Origin of the sequence: Flavisolibacter ginsengisoli DSM 18119 (genome assembly GCF_900129295.1) — a bacterium.
GTDB classification, from domain to species: domain Bacteria; phylum Bacteroidota; class Bacteroidia; order Chitinophagales; family Chitinophagaceae; genus Flavisolibacter; species Flavisolibacter ginsengisoli.
Genome location: NZ_FQUU01000002.1, coordinates 200,204 through 220,067, shown reverse-complemented (window position 1 = coordinate 220,067; position 19,864 = coordinate 200,204). Strand labels below are relative to the sequence as shown.

At 40.2% G+C, this 19,864-nt stretch carries 17 protein-coding genes; 7 read left to right on the top strand and 10 right to left on the bottom strand.

Annotation, left to right across the window (positions count from 1 at the left end; translation table 11 throughout):
* Nucleotides 1-40 precede the first annotated feature (40 nt).
* The 5 genes from BUA53_RS03030 to ku all read right to left on the bottom strand — a co-directional run bounded on the left by BUA53_RS03030 (nucleotide 41) and on the right by ku (nucleotide 6,866).
* Nucleotides 41-3,478, bottom strand: coding sequence for a TonB-dependent receptor (locus tag BUA53_RS03030; protein WP_072833769.1), 3,438 nt, complete (start codon nucleotides 3,476-3,478; stop codon nucleotides 41-43).
* Between the two features lie 124 nt (nucleotides 3,479-3,602).
* Nucleotides 3,603-4,790: a FecR family protein gene (locus BUA53_RS03025; protein WP_084079775.1), complete on the bottom strand. Its 1,188-nt coding sequence runs from the start codon at nucleotides 4,788-4,790 to the stop codon at nucleotides 3,603-3,605.
* Nucleotides 4,791-4,872: 82 nt separating this feature from the next.
* Entirely contained in the window at nucleotides 4,873-5,466 is a 594-nt protein-coding gene (locus tag BUA53_RS03020; protein ID WP_072833768.1) for an RNA polymerase sigma factor, read from the bottom strand.
* A 392-nt stretch (nucleotides 5,467-5,858) separates the two neighbouring features.
* Entirely contained in the window at nucleotides 5,859-6,071 is a 213-nt protein-coding gene (locus BUA53_RS03015) for a hypothetical protein (RefSeq protein ID WP_072833767.1), read from the bottom strand.
* Nucleotides 6,072-6,089: 18 nt separating this feature from the next.
* Nucleotides 6,090-6,866 (bottom strand): non-homologous end joining protein Ku, encoded by a 777-nt coding sequence (ku, locus tag BUA53_RS03010; RefSeq protein WP_072833766.1) that lies wholly within the window; start codon nucleotides 6,864-6,866, stop codon nucleotides 6,090-6,092.
* A gap of 233 nt (nucleotides 6,867-7,099) precedes the next feature.
* Here ku and BUA53_RS03005 point away from each other — a divergent pair, with 233 nt between their 5' ends.
* From BUA53_RS03005 to BUA53_RS02990, 5 genes are all read left to right on the top strand, one after another.
* Nucleotides 7,100-7,909: a hypothetical protein gene (locus BUA53_RS03005; protein ID WP_072833765.1), complete on the top strand. Its 810-nt coding sequence runs from the start codon at nucleotides 7,100-7,102 to the stop codon at nucleotides 7,907-7,909.
* A 249-nt stretch (nucleotides 7,910-8,158) separates the two neighbouring features.
* On the top strand, nucleotides 8,159-10,612 hold the full coding sequence (locus tag BUA53_RS03000) for a PAS domain S-box protein (RefSeq protein WP_072833764.1): 2,454 nt from the start codon (nucleotides 8,159-8,161) through the stop codon (nucleotides 10,610-10,612).
* A gap of 153 nt (nucleotides 10,613-10,765) precedes the next feature.
* On the top strand, nucleotides 10,766-11,317 hold the full coding sequence (locus BUA53_RS02995) for a cupin domain-containing protein (protein WP_072833763.1): 552 nt from the start codon (nucleotides 10,766-10,768) through the stop codon (nucleotides 11,315-11,317).
* Between the two features lie 570 nt (nucleotides 11,318-11,887).
* Nucleotides 11,888-12,010 (top strand): hypothetical protein, encoded by a 123-nt coding sequence (locus BUA53_RS21630; protein WP_262494384.1) that lies wholly within the window; start codon nucleotides 11,888-11,890, stop codon nucleotides 12,008-12,010.
* Nucleotides 11,988-12,554 (top strand): hypothetical protein, encoded by a 567-nt coding sequence (locus BUA53_RS02990; protein WP_072833762.1) that lies wholly within the window; start codon nucleotides 11,988-11,990, stop codon nucleotides 12,552-12,554. The genes BUA53_RS21630 and BUA53_RS02990 overlap by 23 nt, the downstream gene beginning before the upstream one ends.
* A 203-nt stretch (nucleotides 12,555-12,757) precedes the next feature.
* Here BUA53_RS02990 and BUA53_RS02985 read toward each other — a convergent pair whose 3' ends face one another.
* Genes BUA53_RS02985 through BUA53_RS02970 form a run of 4 tightly spaced genes read right to left on the bottom strand, consistent with a single transcriptional unit; the run spans nucleotide 12,758 to nucleotide 17,360 of the window.
* Nucleotides 12,758-14,131 carry a TolC family protein gene (locus BUA53_RS02985; RefSeq protein WP_084079774.1) on the bottom strand — a complete coding sequence of 458 codons (1,374 nt, stop codon included), beginning with the start codon at nucleotides 14,129-14,131 and terminating at the stop codon, nucleotides 12,758-12,760.
* The gene (locus BUA53_RS02980; protein ID WP_072833761.1) at nucleotides 14,128-15,432 is read right to left on the bottom strand and encodes an HlyD family secretion protein; all 1,305 of its coding nucleotides are present in this window, start codon (nucleotides 15,430-15,432) and stop codon (nucleotides 14,128-14,130) included. Before BUA53_RS02980 ends, BUA53_RS02985 begins: the two co-directional genes overlap by 4 nt.
* Nucleotides 15,433-15,435: 3 nt before the next feature.
* Nucleotides 15,436-17,073, bottom strand: coding sequence for a peptidase domain-containing ABC transporter (locus tag BUA53_RS02975; RefSeq protein WP_072833760.1), 1,638 nt, complete (start codon nucleotides 17,071-17,073; stop codon nucleotides 15,436-15,438).
* Nucleotides 17,074-17,123: 50 nt separating this feature from the next.
* Nucleotides 17,124-17,360, bottom strand: coding sequence for a hypothetical protein (locus BUA53_RS02970; RefSeq protein WP_072833759.1), 237 nt, complete (start codon nucleotides 17,358-17,360; stop codon nucleotides 17,124-17,126).
* 208 nt (nucleotides 17,361-17,568) lie between these two features.
* Between BUA53_RS02970 and BUA53_RS02965 the strand changes: the two genes are divergently transcribed.
* Nucleotides 17,569-17,937, top strand: coding sequence for a helix-turn-helix domain-containing protein (locus BUA53_RS02965; protein WP_072833758.1), 369 nt, complete (start codon nucleotides 17,569-17,571; stop codon nucleotides 17,935-17,937).
* A gap of 275 nt (nucleotides 17,938-18,212) precedes the next feature.
* A complete protein-coding gene (locus BUA53_RS02960; protein WP_072833757.1) occupies nucleotides 18,213-18,653 on the top strand; it encodes a DUF1569 domain-containing protein in 441 nt (146 codons plus the stop codon).
* Between the two features lie 528 nt (nucleotides 18,654-19,181).
* Here BUA53_RS02960 and BUA53_RS02955 read toward each other — a convergent pair.
* The gene (locus BUA53_RS02955) at nucleotides 19,182-19,724 is read right to left on the bottom strand and encodes a GAF domain-containing protein (protein WP_072833756.1); all 543 of its coding nucleotides are present in this window, start codon (nucleotides 19,722-19,724) and stop codon (nucleotides 19,182-19,184) included.
* Nucleotides 19,725-19,864: the final 140 nt, after the last annotated feature.

The window sequence follows — 19,864 nt, the reverse complement described above, 5'->3', positions numbered from 1 at the left end:
CGATTTAATTATTTAGAAAATACATAAGCTCTCCTGGGCTTTAAAAATTCAGGTTGATACCTGCAATAAAACTCCTGGCACTGGGATACGTACCCCAGTCAATACCAGCGGCTACATCGCCCCTGTATTTCTCCGCATTCAGATTGTCACTGGTATTCATCTCCGGATCCAGTCCTGTATATTTTGTAAGTGTCCAGAGGTTTTGCCCTGTTACATAGATCCTTAAATTTTTAATCCTCCATCTATTCACCAGCTTTTGAGGAATGTTATATCCTATTTGCAGGTTCTTGAGACGCAGGTAGGATCCATCCTCCAGAAATCGGCTCGAAGGCGTTTTATTATTGGCAGATCCTAACCATGACACACGTGGCATAGTATTGCTGGACCCCTGGCCTGTCCAGCGTTCATCATATACTCTTTGTGTTACATTAAAAGCCCTGTAAAATCCTTCGATATCCTGGTTCACTTGCAAATACAGCTTATTGCCATAAGCACCCTGGAAGAAAACCGAAAGATCAAAATTGGAATATTGAAGGTTACCTGTAAAGCCATAAGTGTATTTGGGAATGGCACTCCCCAGGAATGTCCTGTCCTTCTCATTAATAAAACCATCACCATTGACATCTTTGAACTTCACATCACCAGGCCTTATATTATTTCCCTGGTAAGCGCTCGATATGATCTCTGCCTGGTCCTGGAAGATGCCATCCATCTGGTACAGGTAAAATGAACCTATTGGTTGTCCTACCGTGGTCAGCGTGGCATAGATTCCATTGTCAATCCTTCCTCCTGGTATAGGCTCACCATTGCTCAATGAAAGCACCTTATTGGAAAGCGTGGCTGCATTGATATTAATATTGTATTTTAATTTATTGCTGTTATTGGCATAGTTCACCTCCACTTCCAGGCCCCGGTTCTCTACTTCTCCTGCATTCACAAAAGGAGTGGAGGCGCTGCCACCTATCAATGGCAGTGGAATAGGGATCAACATATCAGAAGTTCTTTTTACAAAATAGTCAACAATCAGGCTTAGCTTATCCTGCCAGATGCTAAGGTCCAGCCCTGCATCCGCTTGTGTTGATGACTCCCATTTTACTTTGTCATTTCCTCTTGTAGATACGGTATATCCAGGGTTGCTGGTAGGCGTTTCTCCAAAGACAGCATTGTACCCACGACCGATAATAGAAGCAAAAGCATAGTTCCCAATATCCTGGTTACCTAGCTGTCCATAGCTGCCTCTCAATTTGATCTTCGAAAACACGGGCAACAGGTTCTGCGCCCAGGCTTCATTATGAATATTCCATCCAAAAGATCCTGAATAGAAGTTTCCGTATTTGTTGTCAGCGCCAAACCTTGACGAACCGTCCCTGCGTGCATTTACTGAAAAGAGGTATTTATTTTTATAGCTGTAGTTGATGTTTCCAAACAAAGAAAAGAGCGACCATTCCTGCTGGCCTTCAAATACCGTCTTTGACAGGCTAAGGCCATTATTCAAATACCTCAGGCTTGGTATCTGGTCTGGAAAAGTATTGTCAGAACCACCATGTATGTTCGTTTTATTGGCAATAGCTTCTGTACCTACAACGAAATTGACATTGTGTACAGCATTGTAAACCTTGTTATAACGGATGGTATTATTCCACACCAGGTTGAAGTTGGTAGCAGTGCTTTGGGATAACCTGTTAGGGCTGTTTACGCGCAGGTTGGTTCCGTAATTTTCATCAAACCGTTTGTTATTGGTGATGATGGCATCAAGGCCGGCATCTGTTCTGAACCTGATATTATTGGTGATCTTATATTCTGCATTCAGGTTGGTAAATACCCTGTATTGTTTCTCTTTATTATCAGTTTTATTAGCCAGGGCTACTGGGTTGTATCCATCGCCAAAAAAATTGGGATAGATGGGTAGGTCAGAATATACGCCAGCACTATCATATACTGGAATGGCTGGGGTGCGAAACAGGGCATACCTGACCACACTGCCTCCATTGCCTCCGTATCCATCACCTGAGCTGCCTATCCTGTTTTTATCGGAGTAGGAAAGGTTGATGCTGTTGGAAAGCGTTAACCTGTCAGTAAGATTTAAATTTAATTTGGAAAGCAAAGAATACCGTTCGTACCAGGAATTCAGGATGATACCATTCTGTTTTGAGTAATTGCCCGAAATGTAATAAAGTGCTTTTTCGTTTCCACCGCTAACTGATAACTGGTGGTTTTGTATGGGAGCTGTTCTAAAGATTTCATCCAGCCAATCCGTATTGGCCATAGGCATATCGGCTGGAATCAGTTTTCTTTTTAAAGCAGGATTTGTAATTTCTGCATTATCATTATTCACTGCTTCATTATAGATCTCTACGTATTGCTTTGTGTTCAGCATCTTTGGCAGGTCGCCGTGCATCTGCACCCCGGCATACCCTGAATAATTAAACTGTGGCGTACCTCTTTTACCAGCCTTGGTAGTTACCAGTATCACTCCATTAGATGCCCTTGCACCATAAATAGCAGCAGAGGAAGCATCTTTTAATACGACCAGGGATTCTATATCATTTGGTGAAAGGAAATTGATACCATCTTTAGTGGGCACGCCATCTATAATAAACAAAGGATTGTTATCATTGATGGTTCCCACACCTCTAATCCTTACCACAACACCATCCCCAGGCTGACCTGTGTTTTGAGTGATGCGTACACCTGGTGCCTTTCCTTGTAAAGCCTGGTCTACACTCAGTACAGGTAGTTTGGCCATTCCTCCAACATTCACCACAGATACAGCTCCTGAAAGGTCGGAGCGCCTGCGGGCCTGGTAGCCCACCAATACGATTTGCACATCATCCAGTTTGTTTTCACTCTTCACCAGGATGATATTCATCAGGCCATTTTCTTTTGCAGTGACAGTCTGTGGCTGGAACCCGACAAAGGAAATTTCAATGGCTGCATTTTCATTGACATTTTTTAAAGTGAACAGGCCATTGGCATCTGTAGTGGTGCCTATGTTCGTTCCCTTTACTTTCACAGAAGCACCCGCCAGGGGGTTGCCCTGGTCATCTGTAACCTTCCCTGAAATATCAATGGGCGGTGGCAGGTTTTCATCCACTGCCGCTACTACGTTTGGGCTTTTTACCCTCTGTTTGATCACTACAGTTTTGTCCAATATAAGGTAGGTGAGATCAGTCCCTTTCAGGCATATCTCCAGCGCCTGCTCCAGTGTAGCGTTTTTAACTTGTACTGTTACCTTGCCTGCTTTTTCTAAAAGCTCGTAGGTGCAGAGGAAATCGTAGCCTGTTTGTTTTTGAATTTCCTTGAATACTTTTTGAAGTGGAACATTTTTTTCAGATAAGTTGATTGGGATACCTGTATTTTTCCCGCTTACCTGCATGCCATACAGGAACAGTGTGATCAATAAAACACCAGGAAGCAGGTATTTAGCAGATGATACCTCTCCTTGATGGGACGACTTTAAAATTGGCGAGAATAGCATAGCATCATTTTAGTCTTGTGAATAATAGCAGTCAGATCAATGATATTGAACTAAAGGTTTAAATAGGTTACAGTTGCGTATTCCTTTTATCAAAGCCTGTTTTCCTTATATGATATCCTGGTCCTTAGGGCATTACCAATACTTTATTGCCTTGTATCCTGAACTTCACACCACCAGTGCTTTCTATTTTATGCAGTACTTGAGATACATTTACATCCCGCGAAATTGAACCCCAGAAATGCTGGGTTACAGTTCCCTTATACTCCACCTGTACATTATACCAGCGGGCTACCTGGTTCATGATTGTTTCTATGCTGGTGTTTTCTCCAAACTGGAATTTGCCATTCTTCCACGCCAGCACCTGGTCCATGTCCACATTGTCTACAATGCTGATGATACCACCGTTCATCCTGGCCTGCTGACCAGGAATAAGCATGGATTGTTTCCCACCATTTGAAACCTTAACTGACCCTTCCAGCAGTGTGACACTGGCAGGTGATCCATCATCGTATGTATTCACATTAAAATGGGTTCCCAGTACTTTTATTTCCATTCCACCTTTTGTGACATAAAAAGGTTTTTGTGCATTATGCGCTACCTCAAAATAAGCTTCACCGGAGATCTCGACTTTTCGCTCATTGCCTGCAAAAGCTGTAGGATAGCGCAATGTGCTCTCCGCATTGAGCCAAACCTTCGTTCCATCAGATAAGCTAACAGCAACTACCTTGCTTCCCCTGGGGTTGATCAGCGTATTATACAATATTTCATTACCCTTACCTTGATAGGCTATTTGACCATCCGCTGTTTTAATGATCTGTACCTGGCCCTGTCTTGCCAATGAGCCATATTTTGCATTATCCAGGTTTACTTCTGTTCCGTCTGCCAGCCTGAGGGTTGCTTTTGTTGATGTAGGGGCAGGTACATCTATAACTGGTGTAGCTTTTACCACTTCAACTTCTTTTGAACGGTTATTGGCAGTGAAATAGTAAGTGCCTGTAAGCAGCAGCAGTAAAACCGCTGCGACTGCAGCCCATTTCATTATAATTACACCTGGGATACCTCGTTGTTTTTTTGGCATATCTATGCGGGCCAGTACCTGCTTCAGGCTATCATCCAATTTTTGGTAAAGCAATGGATCTGCTACGGCTATACCATGATTATTGTTCTGTAATTGGGTATTGATCAACTCCTCCCTGAGAGCTTTATTTTCTTCCTTATCCAATAGCATAAAGAGTACTTCCACCTCTTCTGCAGAACATTGGTTATCCAGGTATTTCCTGAAAAGTTGAATGATGGTATGCTTCTGTGGCAAATGGATATTTATACTAAGACGAACGAGCGTGAAATATCATCTGCTCCTGGCGAAAAAAAATCCGTGTTTTTAGGAAAGAAGCTTAGATATCCTTTAAAAGAATAAATAAAAGGAGAGATGTAGAATACTGTTTATTGCTATACAGGAACTCCCGTACTGCCTTTGTGCCCTTGACAATATGGTCATTAATGGTGGAGGTTGAAATACCCAATTGCGAACTTACTTCTGAATAGGTTTTGCCCTGCAATTTACAGAGCTCAAATATTTGTCGCCTTTGTGGAGGTAGTGTTTCAATAGCTTTTTTCAAAATGGCAGCATCCTCCCTTGCTATCATATCTTCCTCTATATAACTATAGTGTTCCGATGCTATCTTCTTTATTTTGGAAAGCAGGATTTTATCCCTTCTTGCTCTGCGAAAAAGATCTGTAACCTTGTTTTCACCTATGCGAAAAAGGTATGCCCGAAAACTTTGCTGGATTTCTATCGAATCACGCTTTTCCCATATGGCAATGAATACATCTTGCAACAGCTCAGCAGCTAATTCTTCCGATTTGACCAGTCTTACCAGGTTGAGGTATAATTGCCTGCTGTACGTAGCGTACAATTGAGTAAAGGCATCCTTGTCTCCATTTTGAAACCTGGTAATAAGGGTTTTATCTTCCAATGCGTTGTTCATGCAATCAGGGAGCAGTCTAAGAAAAGCAGAGAATTATTGAATTAATGTATAACCTGGTCTTGTAAACTAAATATAAGACTTTTTTCAAGTATAAAAAGGTAATAAAGTTATTACCGGTATTTTTAAACCATACTTTTCATTATACAGTAATGTAGGGACAGAGATATATATACCCTATTACTTAAATTGACATATATACATGGAATAGAGACAGTGCTATTTTTAGTGCACTTTAAACATAATGAATGCAAGTGAAAAAAAGGTGTTCTATAAGTTTCATAGGAATGCTACACTATGTTGCTCATAAGATGTTTATATCAACCTGTAGCCATGCTATTGCTATAAACATAGAGTAGCCATGCTATTGCTATAAACAAAGAATAGACGGTAAATTAATTGAGGTCCAGTTTCTTCTTACTCCGGGTATAGGCCATGGGCTCGCCGATCTTTACAGAATGGGAGTAATTGTTTCCAGGCATACTGCTTTGCATTTTGTGCAGGTGTTTAATCACATCATTCAGGTCGCGCATGTCAAAGAAATGCCCGCATTCGCATTTCATATAATGGTGCCTTTCATGGGTAGCTATATACTTTAGTGATCTCATATGTAAGGTTCAAGAGTTTTATGATGCCTTTTTGCTTGGAGCTTTCAGACTGGCTTTCAGTTTTGCCATCAGGTCTTCTGTAGTAGCAGAATGCACTACTTTCAATGGCTTAGCTGTCGCTGCTTTTCCTTTGGCCTTTGCTTCGATCACCTTTAACAACTTCTCTGTGTATTCATCTTTGAACATTTCGGGTTTGAATGGTTTGGTGAGTTGAGCTATGAGCATAGAAGCCATTTTCAATTCATCTGCTTTAAGATCTGCTTTCGGAACTACAAGTCCTTCTGTTGACCTGATCTCCTCTGCAAAACGAAGTCGGTGCAATACCAGGAATTCACCTAAAGGTTTTACAAGGCATATCCACTCTCTTTTATTATACACCAATGGGCCAAGCGCTGCCTTTCCTTCTTTCTTCAGGGCATCTCTTAAAAGTCCATAAGCCTTGGCCGCATTCTTTTCTGGTTCCAGGTAATAAGGCTTTTCAAAATATACGGCATCAATTTCCTTTTCATTGATAAACTGTACAATTTCAAGGAAGTCCTGCTTTTCTGGCGTTGCTTTCTGAAAATCCTGCTCCTCCATGATCACATAATCAGCACCATATTTATAACCTTTGATAATATCGCCTTCTTTTATTTCATTGCCTGTTGTTTCATTGATCTTTTTATACCGTATACGGGCATGGTTGTTCTTATCCAGTTGCACAAAGGCCATCGTGCTTTCTTCTGTAGCACTATACATTTTTACTGAAATATTTACCAGGCCGAAGCCTATTGAGCCTTTCCAAATAGGTCTCATATTTTGATAGTTTAAAGTTCTTAACTCAGGCAGTCATACCATTAGTTCTGGTATTCAAACTGGGAATCACATTATAGATTCCACCTTTAACAGGTACAAAGCCCGTTCCTTTCCCCAATTTGACATGTCCAGTTATTCACACCAGTTATGCAGATGGTTATACACATTGTAATCTTTGCCCATGGAAGGTTTTGTAGGGCATTCTTATTATATTGTGGTACAATCCATGGCTGATGCACAAGAACAGGTTATTAGCTTTGATTTTCCTTGTATTTCTATTGGCTGGGTATTACCTAATTAAATCACCTGTTCTTCCTGATACAGTTAATAATGGATATAAATGGGAGGCATTCGATCCTGACCTGGTACCCAGGCTAAGAAGTATCAATGATGTTTTAAAGTACACCGATTCCAGCTGTGCCGGCCAGTCAAAACAATCTTTAGATTACGTACGTTTTTTAAGCAGAACGTTTTCTGATAGATTTTACCACGGGTATAGTCATTATAGCTTCCAGGATAACTGGATAGCTTACCTCTCTGGGAAGATCATCTGGAGCCATTTGTCGGCTATTGTTTTACCTGATGATATTTTAAAACATCCGCAGGCAGCCTGTTCCCAGGTATCCATTGTTTTGGCGGAGGCATTAAAAAGGATTGGGGTTCCTTACCGTAAAGTAGGACTGAGAAACCACTTTGTTTTAGAAGCTTATATCAATAACAAATGGTACCTCTTTGATGCCAACATGGAGCCCCAGTTTCCTAATGGCAGAAAATCACTCGCTGAATTGAAAGCTGCCCATGAATTATATGAAGGTTACAAAGGAAAGCTCTCCCCCATACAGGCTGATTATACATTTTCAGTTATTAAGTATGGAAAGACAAATGAGACCCTGGCGCCCCATGCCAGTATATATCATAGAGTAACTGCCATTCTTTCTTTTCTTTTACCCTTGTTTTTAATGGTATACATACTGTTCACATTCATTTATCCCGGCAAAAAACTTACGAAGGCTGCTGATAAAAGATCTGTAGGAAAAATGTGATCCTGCAGTAGTTTAAAAGATGTCAAAACATTACATTCTTATTATCATGGCACTTGCAGTACATCTGATTGAATCCTGTTGAGGACAATATTTCCTACCGGTAATTAAACTTAAACAAACAGGCCATCTTCAAGGTTTCTGATATGAATTATTTACATAAGTAGCTGGTATAGCTACATTTGTGAGAATATTTTATAAAGTCAAGTTTTACCATTTGAGGATAAATCTTATCTTCAAATTTCATCCTTTATGACATACAAAACCCAGGCTAATGCCTCTACTAAAGAGGCGGCATATATAGAAATTTTCAAAGCCCTTCCTGGAAATAGCATCCTCCTTCAAGCAGATAAAGGCTGCTATAAGATACTTGCCTGCACAAGGGGGTATCTAAAAATATCAGGCGTAAAAGAAGTGGACATAATTGATAAGTGCATTTTTGATGTCTTCCCTTCAAATCCTCATGACCATAATGATACAGGTGAAAGTAACTTAAGGGATTCGCTTGACTATGTTTTGCAAAGCAAGGAGACTCATGAATTACCCGTTCAGCGTTATGATACAGAAAATGAAGAAGGTACATTCAGAAAAAGATATTGGAATGTCGTTAACACACCTGTTATTTTAGAGAAAGGCGAAGTAAATTATATTATTCATACTGTATCGGAAATCACTGAGTTAATCAAGACTGGAGAACTGAAGGAAAAGTTGAAGGGCCTGGAAATACTACAAAACATCATCTTGCAATTACCTGCAGCCATTGGCATAGTTAAAGGAAGTAACCATGTATTGGAATTGGCTAATGCATCTGCCCTGAATTTGTGGGGTAAAAACAAAGATATCCTGGGTAAACCTATATTGGAATCCATACCAGAACTGGAGGGGCAGGGGATAATTGAATTATTCAATGAAGTGCTGCTTTCCGGTGAACCTCATTTCGACAATGATGTTATAGTTACAACTTTCAGAAAAGGCACAAGAGAGGTGCGTTATTTTGACAGGACCTTTTTGCCTTATTATGAACTTAACAATAATAAACCCTCCGGCATCTTTATAATGTCGCATGATGTGACTGAAAAAGTGGAAGCCAAGAAGTATGCAGAAGAAGCCAAAAAGGAAGCGGAGCGTCAAAAAAGGCTCTATGAAACCATCAATGGCAATACACCCGATCTTATATATGTTTTTGACCTTGAATACAAGTTTACCTATGCCAATAAAGCCCTGCTCAATATGTGGGGTAGCACCTGGGAACAATCTGTTGGTAAAGGGCTTTTGGAAAATGGTTATGAACCCTGGCATGCTGAGATGCATGAAAGGGAAATAGACCAGGTAGTAGCTACCCGGAGTTCTATCAGAGGAGAAGTATCCTTTCCTCACGCCATTTATGGCAGGAGGGTATATGATTATATATTTGTTCCGGTATTTGGTGAAAACGGGGAAGTGGAATCTGTGGCTGGAACAACGAGAGATATAACGGAGCTTAAACTTGCAGAACTTTCATTAAGAGAGAGTGATGAACGTTTTCGCAACCTTGCTGATGACAGCCCGATGTTTGTTTTTATCATTGATGATAGCCCGGAGGCCCCGGTAAGTTATTGGAACAAAACCTGGTTGCAATACACCGGGCTTGCCCTTGAAGAAGCAAAGGGAAGGGCCTGGAATGGTATTATTCATCCCGATGATATAGAAGAGGTAATGTCGCACTATCTACCTGCCTACCAAAGTCAGCAGGCATATTATATTCCCGCGATCAGAGTGAAAAGGCATGACGGCATCTTTCGGTGGCATGCTTTTAAAGGCAACCCCAGGTACCTGGCCAATGGTGCCTTCAATGGTTTTGTAGGTGTTGGCCTTGATATCCACGACCAAAAACTGGCACAGGAAGCATTGAGGCAAAGTGAAATACAGTTGCAGCAAAAAGTAGCTGAGCGAACTTCAGAGCTGGAAAAAACCGTTGGTGAACTCAGGCGATCCAACACTAACCTGGAAGAATTTGCCTATGCAGCCTCTCATGATCTGAAAGAACCCATACGTAAGATCCATTTCTTTAGTGAAAGATTGAAGCATTCATTAGGCGACAGAATGAACTCCGAGGAGATCCGATATTTTGACCGCATGGAAAGTGCTTCCAAAAGAATGGCTAGCCTCATAGATGACCTGCTTACCTACTCTGAAGTTAGCCTGCGGCCAAGGGTTTACGAGCTCGTAGATATGAATCAGTTAATTGGGCTGGTTTTGGAAGACCTGGACCTGGAAATAGAAGATAAAGCTGCAGTAATAAGGGTTGATAAATTATTCACTATGCAAGGTCACCAGCGGCAATTGCAGCAAGCCTTTCAAAATTTGATTGGTAATGCATTGAAATATAGTAGGCCAGGGATAGTCCCCCTTATCAATATAAGTTATCAACAGATCATTGGTAAAGAATCAGGTTTGAAACTTACCCAGGAAGAGCAACAAAAGGTTTTTTATTCCGTCAGTATCAATGATAATGGTATTGGCTTTGAACAGGCAGAGGCTGAACGCATTTTCAATGTTTTTACAAGGCTTCACGGTAATGCCGAATACAAGGGCACTGGTATTGGACTTTCCATTGTTCGTAAAGTTATAGAGAATCATAACGGGCATATTTGGGCAAGCTCACAACCGGGCGTTGGGTCTACATTCCATATATTACTGCCTGCTGACAGTATTACTAAGTCATAAACTTTAAATCTATCAATTTTTTTACAGGAAATAGCTACATATAACTCTGCAGGCAATTCTATAAATTACATCAATACATGCAGCAGGATATCCAATTCAACCAGAAAGCTATTGTCCTGTTGCTTATAATAGATCAATTTGAGATCAAAAACCATGGCTATAGCAAATAAGGTGATCCACAATCCAATTACCGGGGAAACCATCCGGTTTCAAAAAACATCAAGGGATACCCATGGAGCATTACTTGAGATGGAATCTATATTTTACCCCTTCTCAAAAGAACCTCTTTCACATTACCACCCTTATCAAACTGAATTATTTATGGTGCAGGAGGGCAGGATACATATCCGCATCAATGGAACCGTTAAAGAACTGGTGAAGGGTGAAAAGCTGGAAATAGCACCCAATACAATTCACTCCATGTGGAACCCCTATACCAAAAAAGCAAAACTGACCTGGAAGGTTCAACCGGCAATGAATACCGAATATTTATTGGAAACGGGCATGGGCCTGGCTGTCAATGGCAGGGTGGGAAAGAAGGGTGCTCCCGGCTTCCTTCAATCCATACTTATTTTAAAACATTATAAAGATGTGTACAGGCTGGCGAAGCCATCCTATAGCCTCCAAAGGATCTTGACCATTATTTTATCACCGCTGGCCCACCTGGCGGGCTACAAACCTGTTTATAAGGAATACCTGGATTGAAATGAAAAGGAAAGGGATTGGAAACCTATAACGACAGCACTTAAATCGTTTAATTTATTCTGGTACATTGGCATAGGCTCTATTATGCATAACCCTTATTTCTCTCTTCTCTCTCTTCTCTATTTTGCGAATTGGTCGTTGTATATTGAATTGAACATTTAAACTAACAAAAGAAGTAATGCTAGAAAAAGAGGCACCCGGGACCTTAATACTTCATCATTCATAATCCCCTGCTCGACCATTCGAAATTCTCTCTCCTCCTCAATAATCCTTTAAATTTTATAAATCTTAGTTCTCCTGTTGCTTTCACCTGACTTGTGACTTCCGACTATCCTACTCACTACCAACGTCCTATCAACTCCCTACCAACGCCCATGATACTCCGTGTTCGCACGGAATATCTATACCGTAGCCAGGGAGTAGCTATAAGGTAGCCTGGGAGAAGCTATGTCCCAACTCACTGTTACGCATAATTGTTTACCCTCCTGTGGATAAATAAAAGGGAAAATAGGATTTGAGAATACTAAAATATTTAGTATTTTGCAAGCCAATAAAACAAAATCCTATCCTATGCCAAAACAAGTAGGTCCTATCAGGGGCATTGGCACCATTGATGGCAATTTAAACTTCTACCGCTCTGAAGGAGAGTACTGGGTACGCACCAAACCCGGTGTGGACACTGATCGATTTTAGGTTTGGGTTAAGGAGAGCTTCAGGTTTTTTTGGAAGGGCCAATACCCTGGCTTCCCTTATCTACCGCTATGTTTATACCAACCGCAGGTGTAACGCACTGTATAATCTTTGTAAGAAAAAAGCCATAGCCTTTAAAAACCTGGGAATAGAAGACGAGGAGGTACTCAGATCATTGTATGAATTTTTGGCTTCCCTCCATTGCATACCCATATCTGCTGAAGACCTGGAGTTGTACCTGCCCGGTATGATAAGAGAAGCAGATGCCCGCAAGGCACAAAAGAAGGAAAAGCCACCAAAACCTGGGAAAGAAGAATTCCTGGTGCTCATTGATGAACCTATTGATGAAGAAGCCGAAGAGTTTTTTATGAATGAAATGGATGACTATAACTGGAAGGCTGTGTTTAATGGGAAGTTTCCAAAAGATTACAAGATCCCTATTTGCTTTGCAGGCCGCCTAATAGCAGGTAATAGATCATTGGGAGTGCAAACCATATTGACCAGGGCAAAGGAAAAGATCATTGATGAATGGGTGCCGATGGAGTAATGAAATAGTGGGTTGCACTAATTGAAAATTTTGTAAGAACAAACCCGTTATAACCTTGGGTAAACCTTACCGTTGGAGTTGTTATTCCGACCATGCATTCTTATTTAATAGAATTTTCATAATGACGCGATTTTCCATAGCCATAATGAATCAATTAAGATTTTTTCAATTTGGATTTCCCTTTTGTTTATAGTTAAACTTGATCATCTTAATCCAAGTATTCCTGCTGACCATGTCACTGCAACGGAGGCTTTTTGTGTTTTTGCCTTTAACTCTATTGTTTTTTGTTCTGCTTCAATTGTCTTTTGTTCCCTGGCATTGACCAGGAACAGTGAGCTTTCACCGTTCGCAAACCTTATTTCTTCGCCTTTTTGTAAAGCGTGTATGTTCTCGAGAAGTTGGTTTTGCAGGTAAAGCTGCTTTTCTGTTTGTGACCACTCTGTATAATATTGCTTCAGTTTTGTATAGAGCTGCACCTGTTTGTTTGCCATTTCAAGTTGCATACTCCTGATCTCAAGCCTGGCCTTTGCATAATTACCCCGTCCTTCGGAAAGACGCAGTGGTACTGAGAAGCTAAAGCCATAACGGTAGTTAGCGTTGAACCATGGAGCATTCATCGTTTTCGAAAAGTTATAACCCATCTGATTATACTTGATTTTTAGCTGTGGAAGCAAGGACTGGAAAGCAAGCTGCTTATTAATTTGCAACCCTTTAATTTTAAAATCATATTGCGTTAATTCCGGATGATAGTTTAACTGGCTTAATACATCTTCCAGGGTAATAAATTTTTTAAGATTATAATCCTGAGGAATTACATCATCAGGCAGATCTGCCTGTCCGCCATTCTCCGTCCAGAAAAAGGATGACAATTCCAGGTTTGCTTTCATTAAATTTTGAAAGGCCTCCGATAACCTGATCTGAAATGCCTGTACTTGTGTATAAGCTTCCAGTGTATCAATAGCCGGGCGATCGCCTAGCTGGAATGCAGTCCTGACCAGGGAGAGCCTTTTTTCTGCATTTGATAAGGCTGCCTTGACAGCCTGTTGAATATAATATTTCTCCCACCAATCCCAATAACTGTAAAGGGCATCCTTGAATATATCATTCAGCATTACGTTTCTTTGTACTTCTGATAACTGGTGGTAGTTTTTAGCTTTCAATAATGTGGCCCTGCGCTTATCCATCAGCAGATTCTGGATAGGCTGCATGGAAAAGCCTACGTAAGTTATGGAGCCATTGGTTTCTTCGGGATTTATACGATTACCGGATATTTTCTCAGTCCCCGCAAACAGGTCAATGCCATACCATGTGGGAATTCTTAATTCGCTTACCTGCTGATCATAATAAGTGATAGCTCCAAATTCCTTTCGTGAGGCATCACCAATCACCATAGGATCGAATTCACCCCTGGCTGACAGTACTTCAGTCTTTGCTATCTTTATATTCAATGCAGCCTGTTTGGCTACGGGGTGATATTTTTTAACTATAGCAATCAACGCATCCTCTGTCAAAATATTTGGCTGTGCCTTAGCGTTAGCCAATGAAGTTAACAGTAATAACAGGCAAATAAATTTCACTTTTTCTCCTTTGTTTTTACAATATGGTAATAATCCGGTGGAAAGGAATTGATGTTACGCCATAACTCATACCAAATGGGCACGTTTTTCAATAGTGCTATTCCATTAGCCCCTGTTCCCATTCTTAATTCTGGAGGCCATTTCCGAAAAGAACTGTCTTCTTTTATAAGCACCCTGAACTTCCCATTTTCGCTTACTTCGCTTTCTATTGCTGATACAATACCTGCATATGTTCCATAGGAGGCGTCAGGCCATCCACTGAAAACAATAGCAGGAAACCCATCAAAAAGAAACCGTACTTCCTGCCCTGGAGAGACCAGAGGAAGATCGACAGGTTTTACATATAACTCTACAGCATACCTAATTTGATCAGGAACTATATGCACCAGCATTTCACCTTCTTTAACTACTTCTCCAATACCAGAGGTGCCTGCTTTAATGATTTGCCCGCTTTGTGGTGCCATTACATAATACATGCCATTGCGAATGGAATAGGAGGCATATTGGTTTTGCAACTTCGCTAAATCGCCCTGACTTGTGGCGACCATTGATAGTGAACCATATTTATCACCTTCAGCTTTGGAAATCTTCTCAGCATATTCCTGTTGAACGGCGTTTAATTCAAATTGTATAATTGATATTTCCTGTTGAGAAGCAAAATATTTATTCTCTGCACTTATTTTCCTGGCAAGCGATGTTTGATATACCTGGTTTCTACTTTCGAGTTGCGTAAGGGAAACCAACCCGCTATCGTGCATGGCTTTCTGGCGGTTATATTGTAAGGATGCGATCTTCCAATCATTTTCAGCCGCTTTCATTTCAGCGCTATCTGATTTGATCTTGATCCGGGCCTGGAGCAGCTTGCTTTGAAGTTGACTTAGTTTAGATTTAAGTGAAGACTGTAAAGCACCAATCTGGTTTTCAGTAGCAGTAATTTTGCCCTGGTAGTATAGAACTGAATATTCTTTTGCTTCTATTTGTTTGCCGGTTCGTTCCAGCAGTTTGGGATCAAGGTAATCGGCTTTGGTTTCTGATAGCTGTATAAGTGTATCACCTTTTTTCACAAAATCCCCTTCTTTTACGAACCACCTTTCCACCTTGCCACCAATGATTGTATTAATTTGTTGTGGTCTTTGTTCCTGCCGGAGCGTTGTTACTTTTCCTTTTGCCCGAATATTCTGTGTCCAGGGCAAAAACATCAGCAGAACTCCTATACCTAAAAGGATATAGAACCATTTTTTTATACCGCTTTTTTTATTATGCCGGTATATGTGTTGATATGATAAAAACTTGTTTGACATATGTTATTGGCTTGTGTCTTTTAGGTGAATAACCAGGTTGCATTTATTAGCAAATTGCTCATCAGCTGTGGCTACAATTACAGTTGTATTTTCAATGCCCAGTATCAATTTTTCTATGCTATGGCGGAATGATTCCTCAATTCCATGGAAAGGTTCCTCCAGGATCAATAATGACGGTCTATGCGCCAATGCTCTTACCAACATGATTTTTTGTACTACACTGCGTGGTAATTGTTTGCCGGCCGGGTCAAGTTGAGTGTCATAGCCATGGGGCAACCCGGAAAGGAATGATTGCAAGCCTGTCTTTTGGCATAACTCATTAATAAAGCCCCTCGTTATGCCAGGCGTATCCATCGTTAAATTTTCCCATAACGAACCATGAAAAATATTCTCATGTTGAAATAATATTCCCATCTTTTTCCTCAGGGGTAATAGCTCATAGTTAGCTATGGGCACATTATTGACAAGTAACTGTCCTTTAAAATCTTTGTAAACGCCTGATAGCAACTTTAGCAGTGTAGATTTTCCTGATCCATCCCTTCCTTTTATACAAACTTTTTCGCCGGGCTGGATATCAAAGTTCAAATCTTTGAAAATTGGGTTATCATCGTAGCCAAAACTTAAATTCTTAGCAGTAATGGCTATCATTTCTGATTCTTCCAGGCTATAGGTCCCCCCATTTTCAATTGGCTTATCTGTAAGCTTAGCAATTTTTTCGACAGCTGTCATAATATCATAAACACTATCAAGGTTTGAAATGATCTTTTCTGTTGAAGCGATAATGGTTATAATAATGATTTCGGCAGCAACAAATTGTCCTATATTAATCTGTTGGTCAAGTAAGAGAAGCGTACCTACAATGAGCATAGCCGCAGTGATAATTACTTTAAAAGCCACCAATACTTTGTATTGAAATTCAAGTACTGAAAAGTGCCTGGTTCTTGCCTCCAGGTAATTCGAGGTTTTGGCATCTGCTTTCCTGATGTGTAAATCCCCACTGGAGAATTTAAATGACTTAACCAACCTTGCCATTTCTTCTAACCAGCCAACTAATCCATATTTAAAGCTACTTTCAGCAAGACTACTTTGTAAGCCGCCCGGTCCTGTATATCGCAAAATAATCCACAATAAAAAGAGGATTAATATGCCAAAGAGAATAAAGAAAGGATGATAAAATGAAAGCAGGATCAACCCGAACAATATTGATATGCTGGCCAATGGCAAGTCTAATAACAATTTTGAAAAACTTTTTTGCAAAGACATTGTATCGAAAAAGCGGTTAACCAGCTCTGGTAAATAGGTGCCATCCACTTTTTTTAGATCAAGGCGCGGAATTCTGTCAGCGAAGGCGTAAGCATAGTGCACAAAAATCCTCTGCTGGATTTTTTCTATAACTTTCATTTGATTGACCCGGATAATTCCTGCAAGAAGAACTGCCAGTACCAATACAGTTATCAATACAGTAATTGAAGCTGACAGGGTACCGCTAACAACGAAGCCTATAAAAGTCTGGATGCCTACAGGTAGTGTTAATTGGATCAGCCCATTACAAATAGCGAAAAAGTAAATTGCGGATATCTCTGATTTTTCTTCCCGGACAAGATTCCACAATCTTGCCACAGGACTCATTGTTTGTGCCATAATCAGTTTTAAATCAATAAATAATGATGAGTTGGAAATTGTGGGATATGCTAATTGATATCCGGAGGTGGTGTGAAATGGTCCAGGATAGGAGAAAGACCAGGATTGTTGGAAGAAAAATATTTTATGCCTGGATTGGAGGATTTCATTTCCCCTGAAGTAGTGAATTGTATGAACTCAGTTTGATCCATATCTTCCCAGCTTATTTCATTTTTTTCTGTGAGTTCCTTTGTAAAACCTACAGCATTCGTTTTGGAATACAGGCACACTGATGTCTGCGCGACCATTATTAATAGGAAGACTATAGTTATCAGCTTTTTCAATGTGCCTGCAAAATGCAACAGCTTGCTGAATGCTTTTATTGCCTATAGCAGGAAGTTGTATGATTATAGCTATAGGTTGTTGAGTAGTTCCTGTCTTAACATTTGCTTAATAACCAGGCGTTTATTCAACAGATTTCTGATTTTGAAAACAAATCCGGTTGTTTGGCTAAAAATGCCAGGACACGTCATTAAAAAATACAGGGAAATGCGAAATTATTCGCAGAAGTATGTGGCCAGTAAGATTGGCATGTCGCAAAATGCATACAGTAAGATAGAAAACAACATCACACAACTTACAGTCCATCACGTAAAGGAACTTTCTAAGATCCTTGAAGTGCCAATCACTGATTTACTAAACGATGATTTTGAGATCCATAAGCCTTTTACCATTCCACGCACTGTATCAAAATCTGATTTGTTAGTGCATGTTCATAACCTCCAGAAAATCATTGAAGAAAAGCATGCCTTAAAGCATGACAGTTATATTGTAGCTATTTCGCTGATAATGGCCGCCGAAGGGTCAATTAGCTCCGTACATTAAACCCGTTTGCAATTCTCCTGGTCTTTACAATATTATATTGGCAATAAATACACAATTTGATTTCGTTGTCCATGGTTCTATTTATTTTATCAATTTAAGTTATCTATCTTTCAAGGAATAATTTGCATAGCTACGTTTCCTGTATTAGGATGTTATTTACTAGCGGTGCTACCCGAAACCAGTATTGCCCGGGTAGCTGCAGATTGTGATAGCCTGCATTGAAATAAGCAAATCGCCTGCTAATGCAAGTTTATGTAGATTAAACAATTTTAAGTATGAAATCAGTATTCGATAAAACCACGAGAGAAGAGTTAATTTCCAGGATCAATCAGCTCAATGAAGAAAGCAAGGCTCAATGGGGGAAAATGAACGTTTATCAAATGGTGAAACATTGCTCGTTATGGGAAGAAATGTTACTTGGTATAAAGCAATACCGGCAATCTCTTTTAGGGCGTTTGTTTGGAAAAGTAGCCTTGAGAAATTTGCTGAAAGACGAGCCTATGAAACCCAATTTGCCTACAGTGCCATCTTTTAAGATGAGCGGCAATGGTGACGTAGCCGATGCGAAGGCCGAATGGATCAGGCTCATTAATCAACATCAGCAACAGGAATGTAAAGGAATGGTCCACCCTTTTTTTGGCCAACTGACGGCGGATCAGGCAGGACGTATTGCTTATAAGCACATCGATCATCATCTCAGGCAATTTAGTTGTTAAGTTTATAATGTAAACTCAGCCCGGTCGGAAGTGTCACTGTTGAGCAGCAACAGCAACAGTAATTTCATTTACCACCTATCTCTTACTAAACTGCTGCAATGCATTTGCTTTAGTGCATGGCTGCTTACAAAAACCTGGCATCAATTGGCTGGGAAATCTATTTCCTAAACTCCAAATTCTGTATGGTATTCAGTAATTTCATGCGTTCTTTTAAAACATAGTTTATGCCTTTAGATATAATTAATGGCGTACAACTTTATTGGGAATTTTCCGGATCGCAGGGAGATCCCAATCTGTTGTTATATAAGAAGTGTTCCTGGAAATTATAACTAAAGAGGGACCAGTTATATTTATCATTAACATGCTTACAATTCCTATCCTTTTGATTCTTTACCCCCTTCTGAACAATCCATAAAAATTATCTTAATGTAATGAAAAGTGTACTGGATCAGTTTTCAATGTTAAAGAAATAATTCCGGTCTTTCTTTCTTAGTATTTTGCTGTTGTATTCTAATGTATAAGATTGAATCAGGAAATTCTTTGTCTTTCGTAAAAATCCAGTTTTGCTTTCATTTCGTTTAGATTATTGTGTGCTTCCATTCTAAGCTCCAGGAATTCCATGATTACTTCGCCAAAGAGCTTCAAAGATTTCTGTTGATCTGTGTTGAAGTATCTCTTGTTCTTATCTATTAGACAAAAGGTTCCCAGGTTAAAGCCATCGCGTGTGCGCAAAGGGACAGCCGCATAAAACTGGAGTCCGAAAGAACCGGCAACCAAAGGGTTGGCCAGTGTCCTGGGATCATTACGGGCGTCTTCCACCAGGTAAATATCATCACTCAAAATGGCCGATGCACAAAGGCCTGGATCTCTTCCTATCTCGTTCACTTCCAGCCCATATTTTGACTTAAACCAGATACGATCCGTATCAACAAGCGTTACGATGGCGATGGGCAGGTTAAATTGATTTGCTGCCAGTTGGGTCAGTTTGTCCAGGGAACCATCTGCTGGTGTATCAAGCAAATTATACCTATATAGTGCTTTTATTCTTGCTTGTTCCTTAGTATCTGTCATGATTTCGAATTACTGATTGAAGTAGGAAAGGGAGTGAGAAGGGGACAAAGTATTGAAGGTATGACAATAATTATTCCAGTTTCGGAAAAATGGAAGTTAGCCCATTCATTTTCTGTTTAAAAATGAATAGGCTACTACCT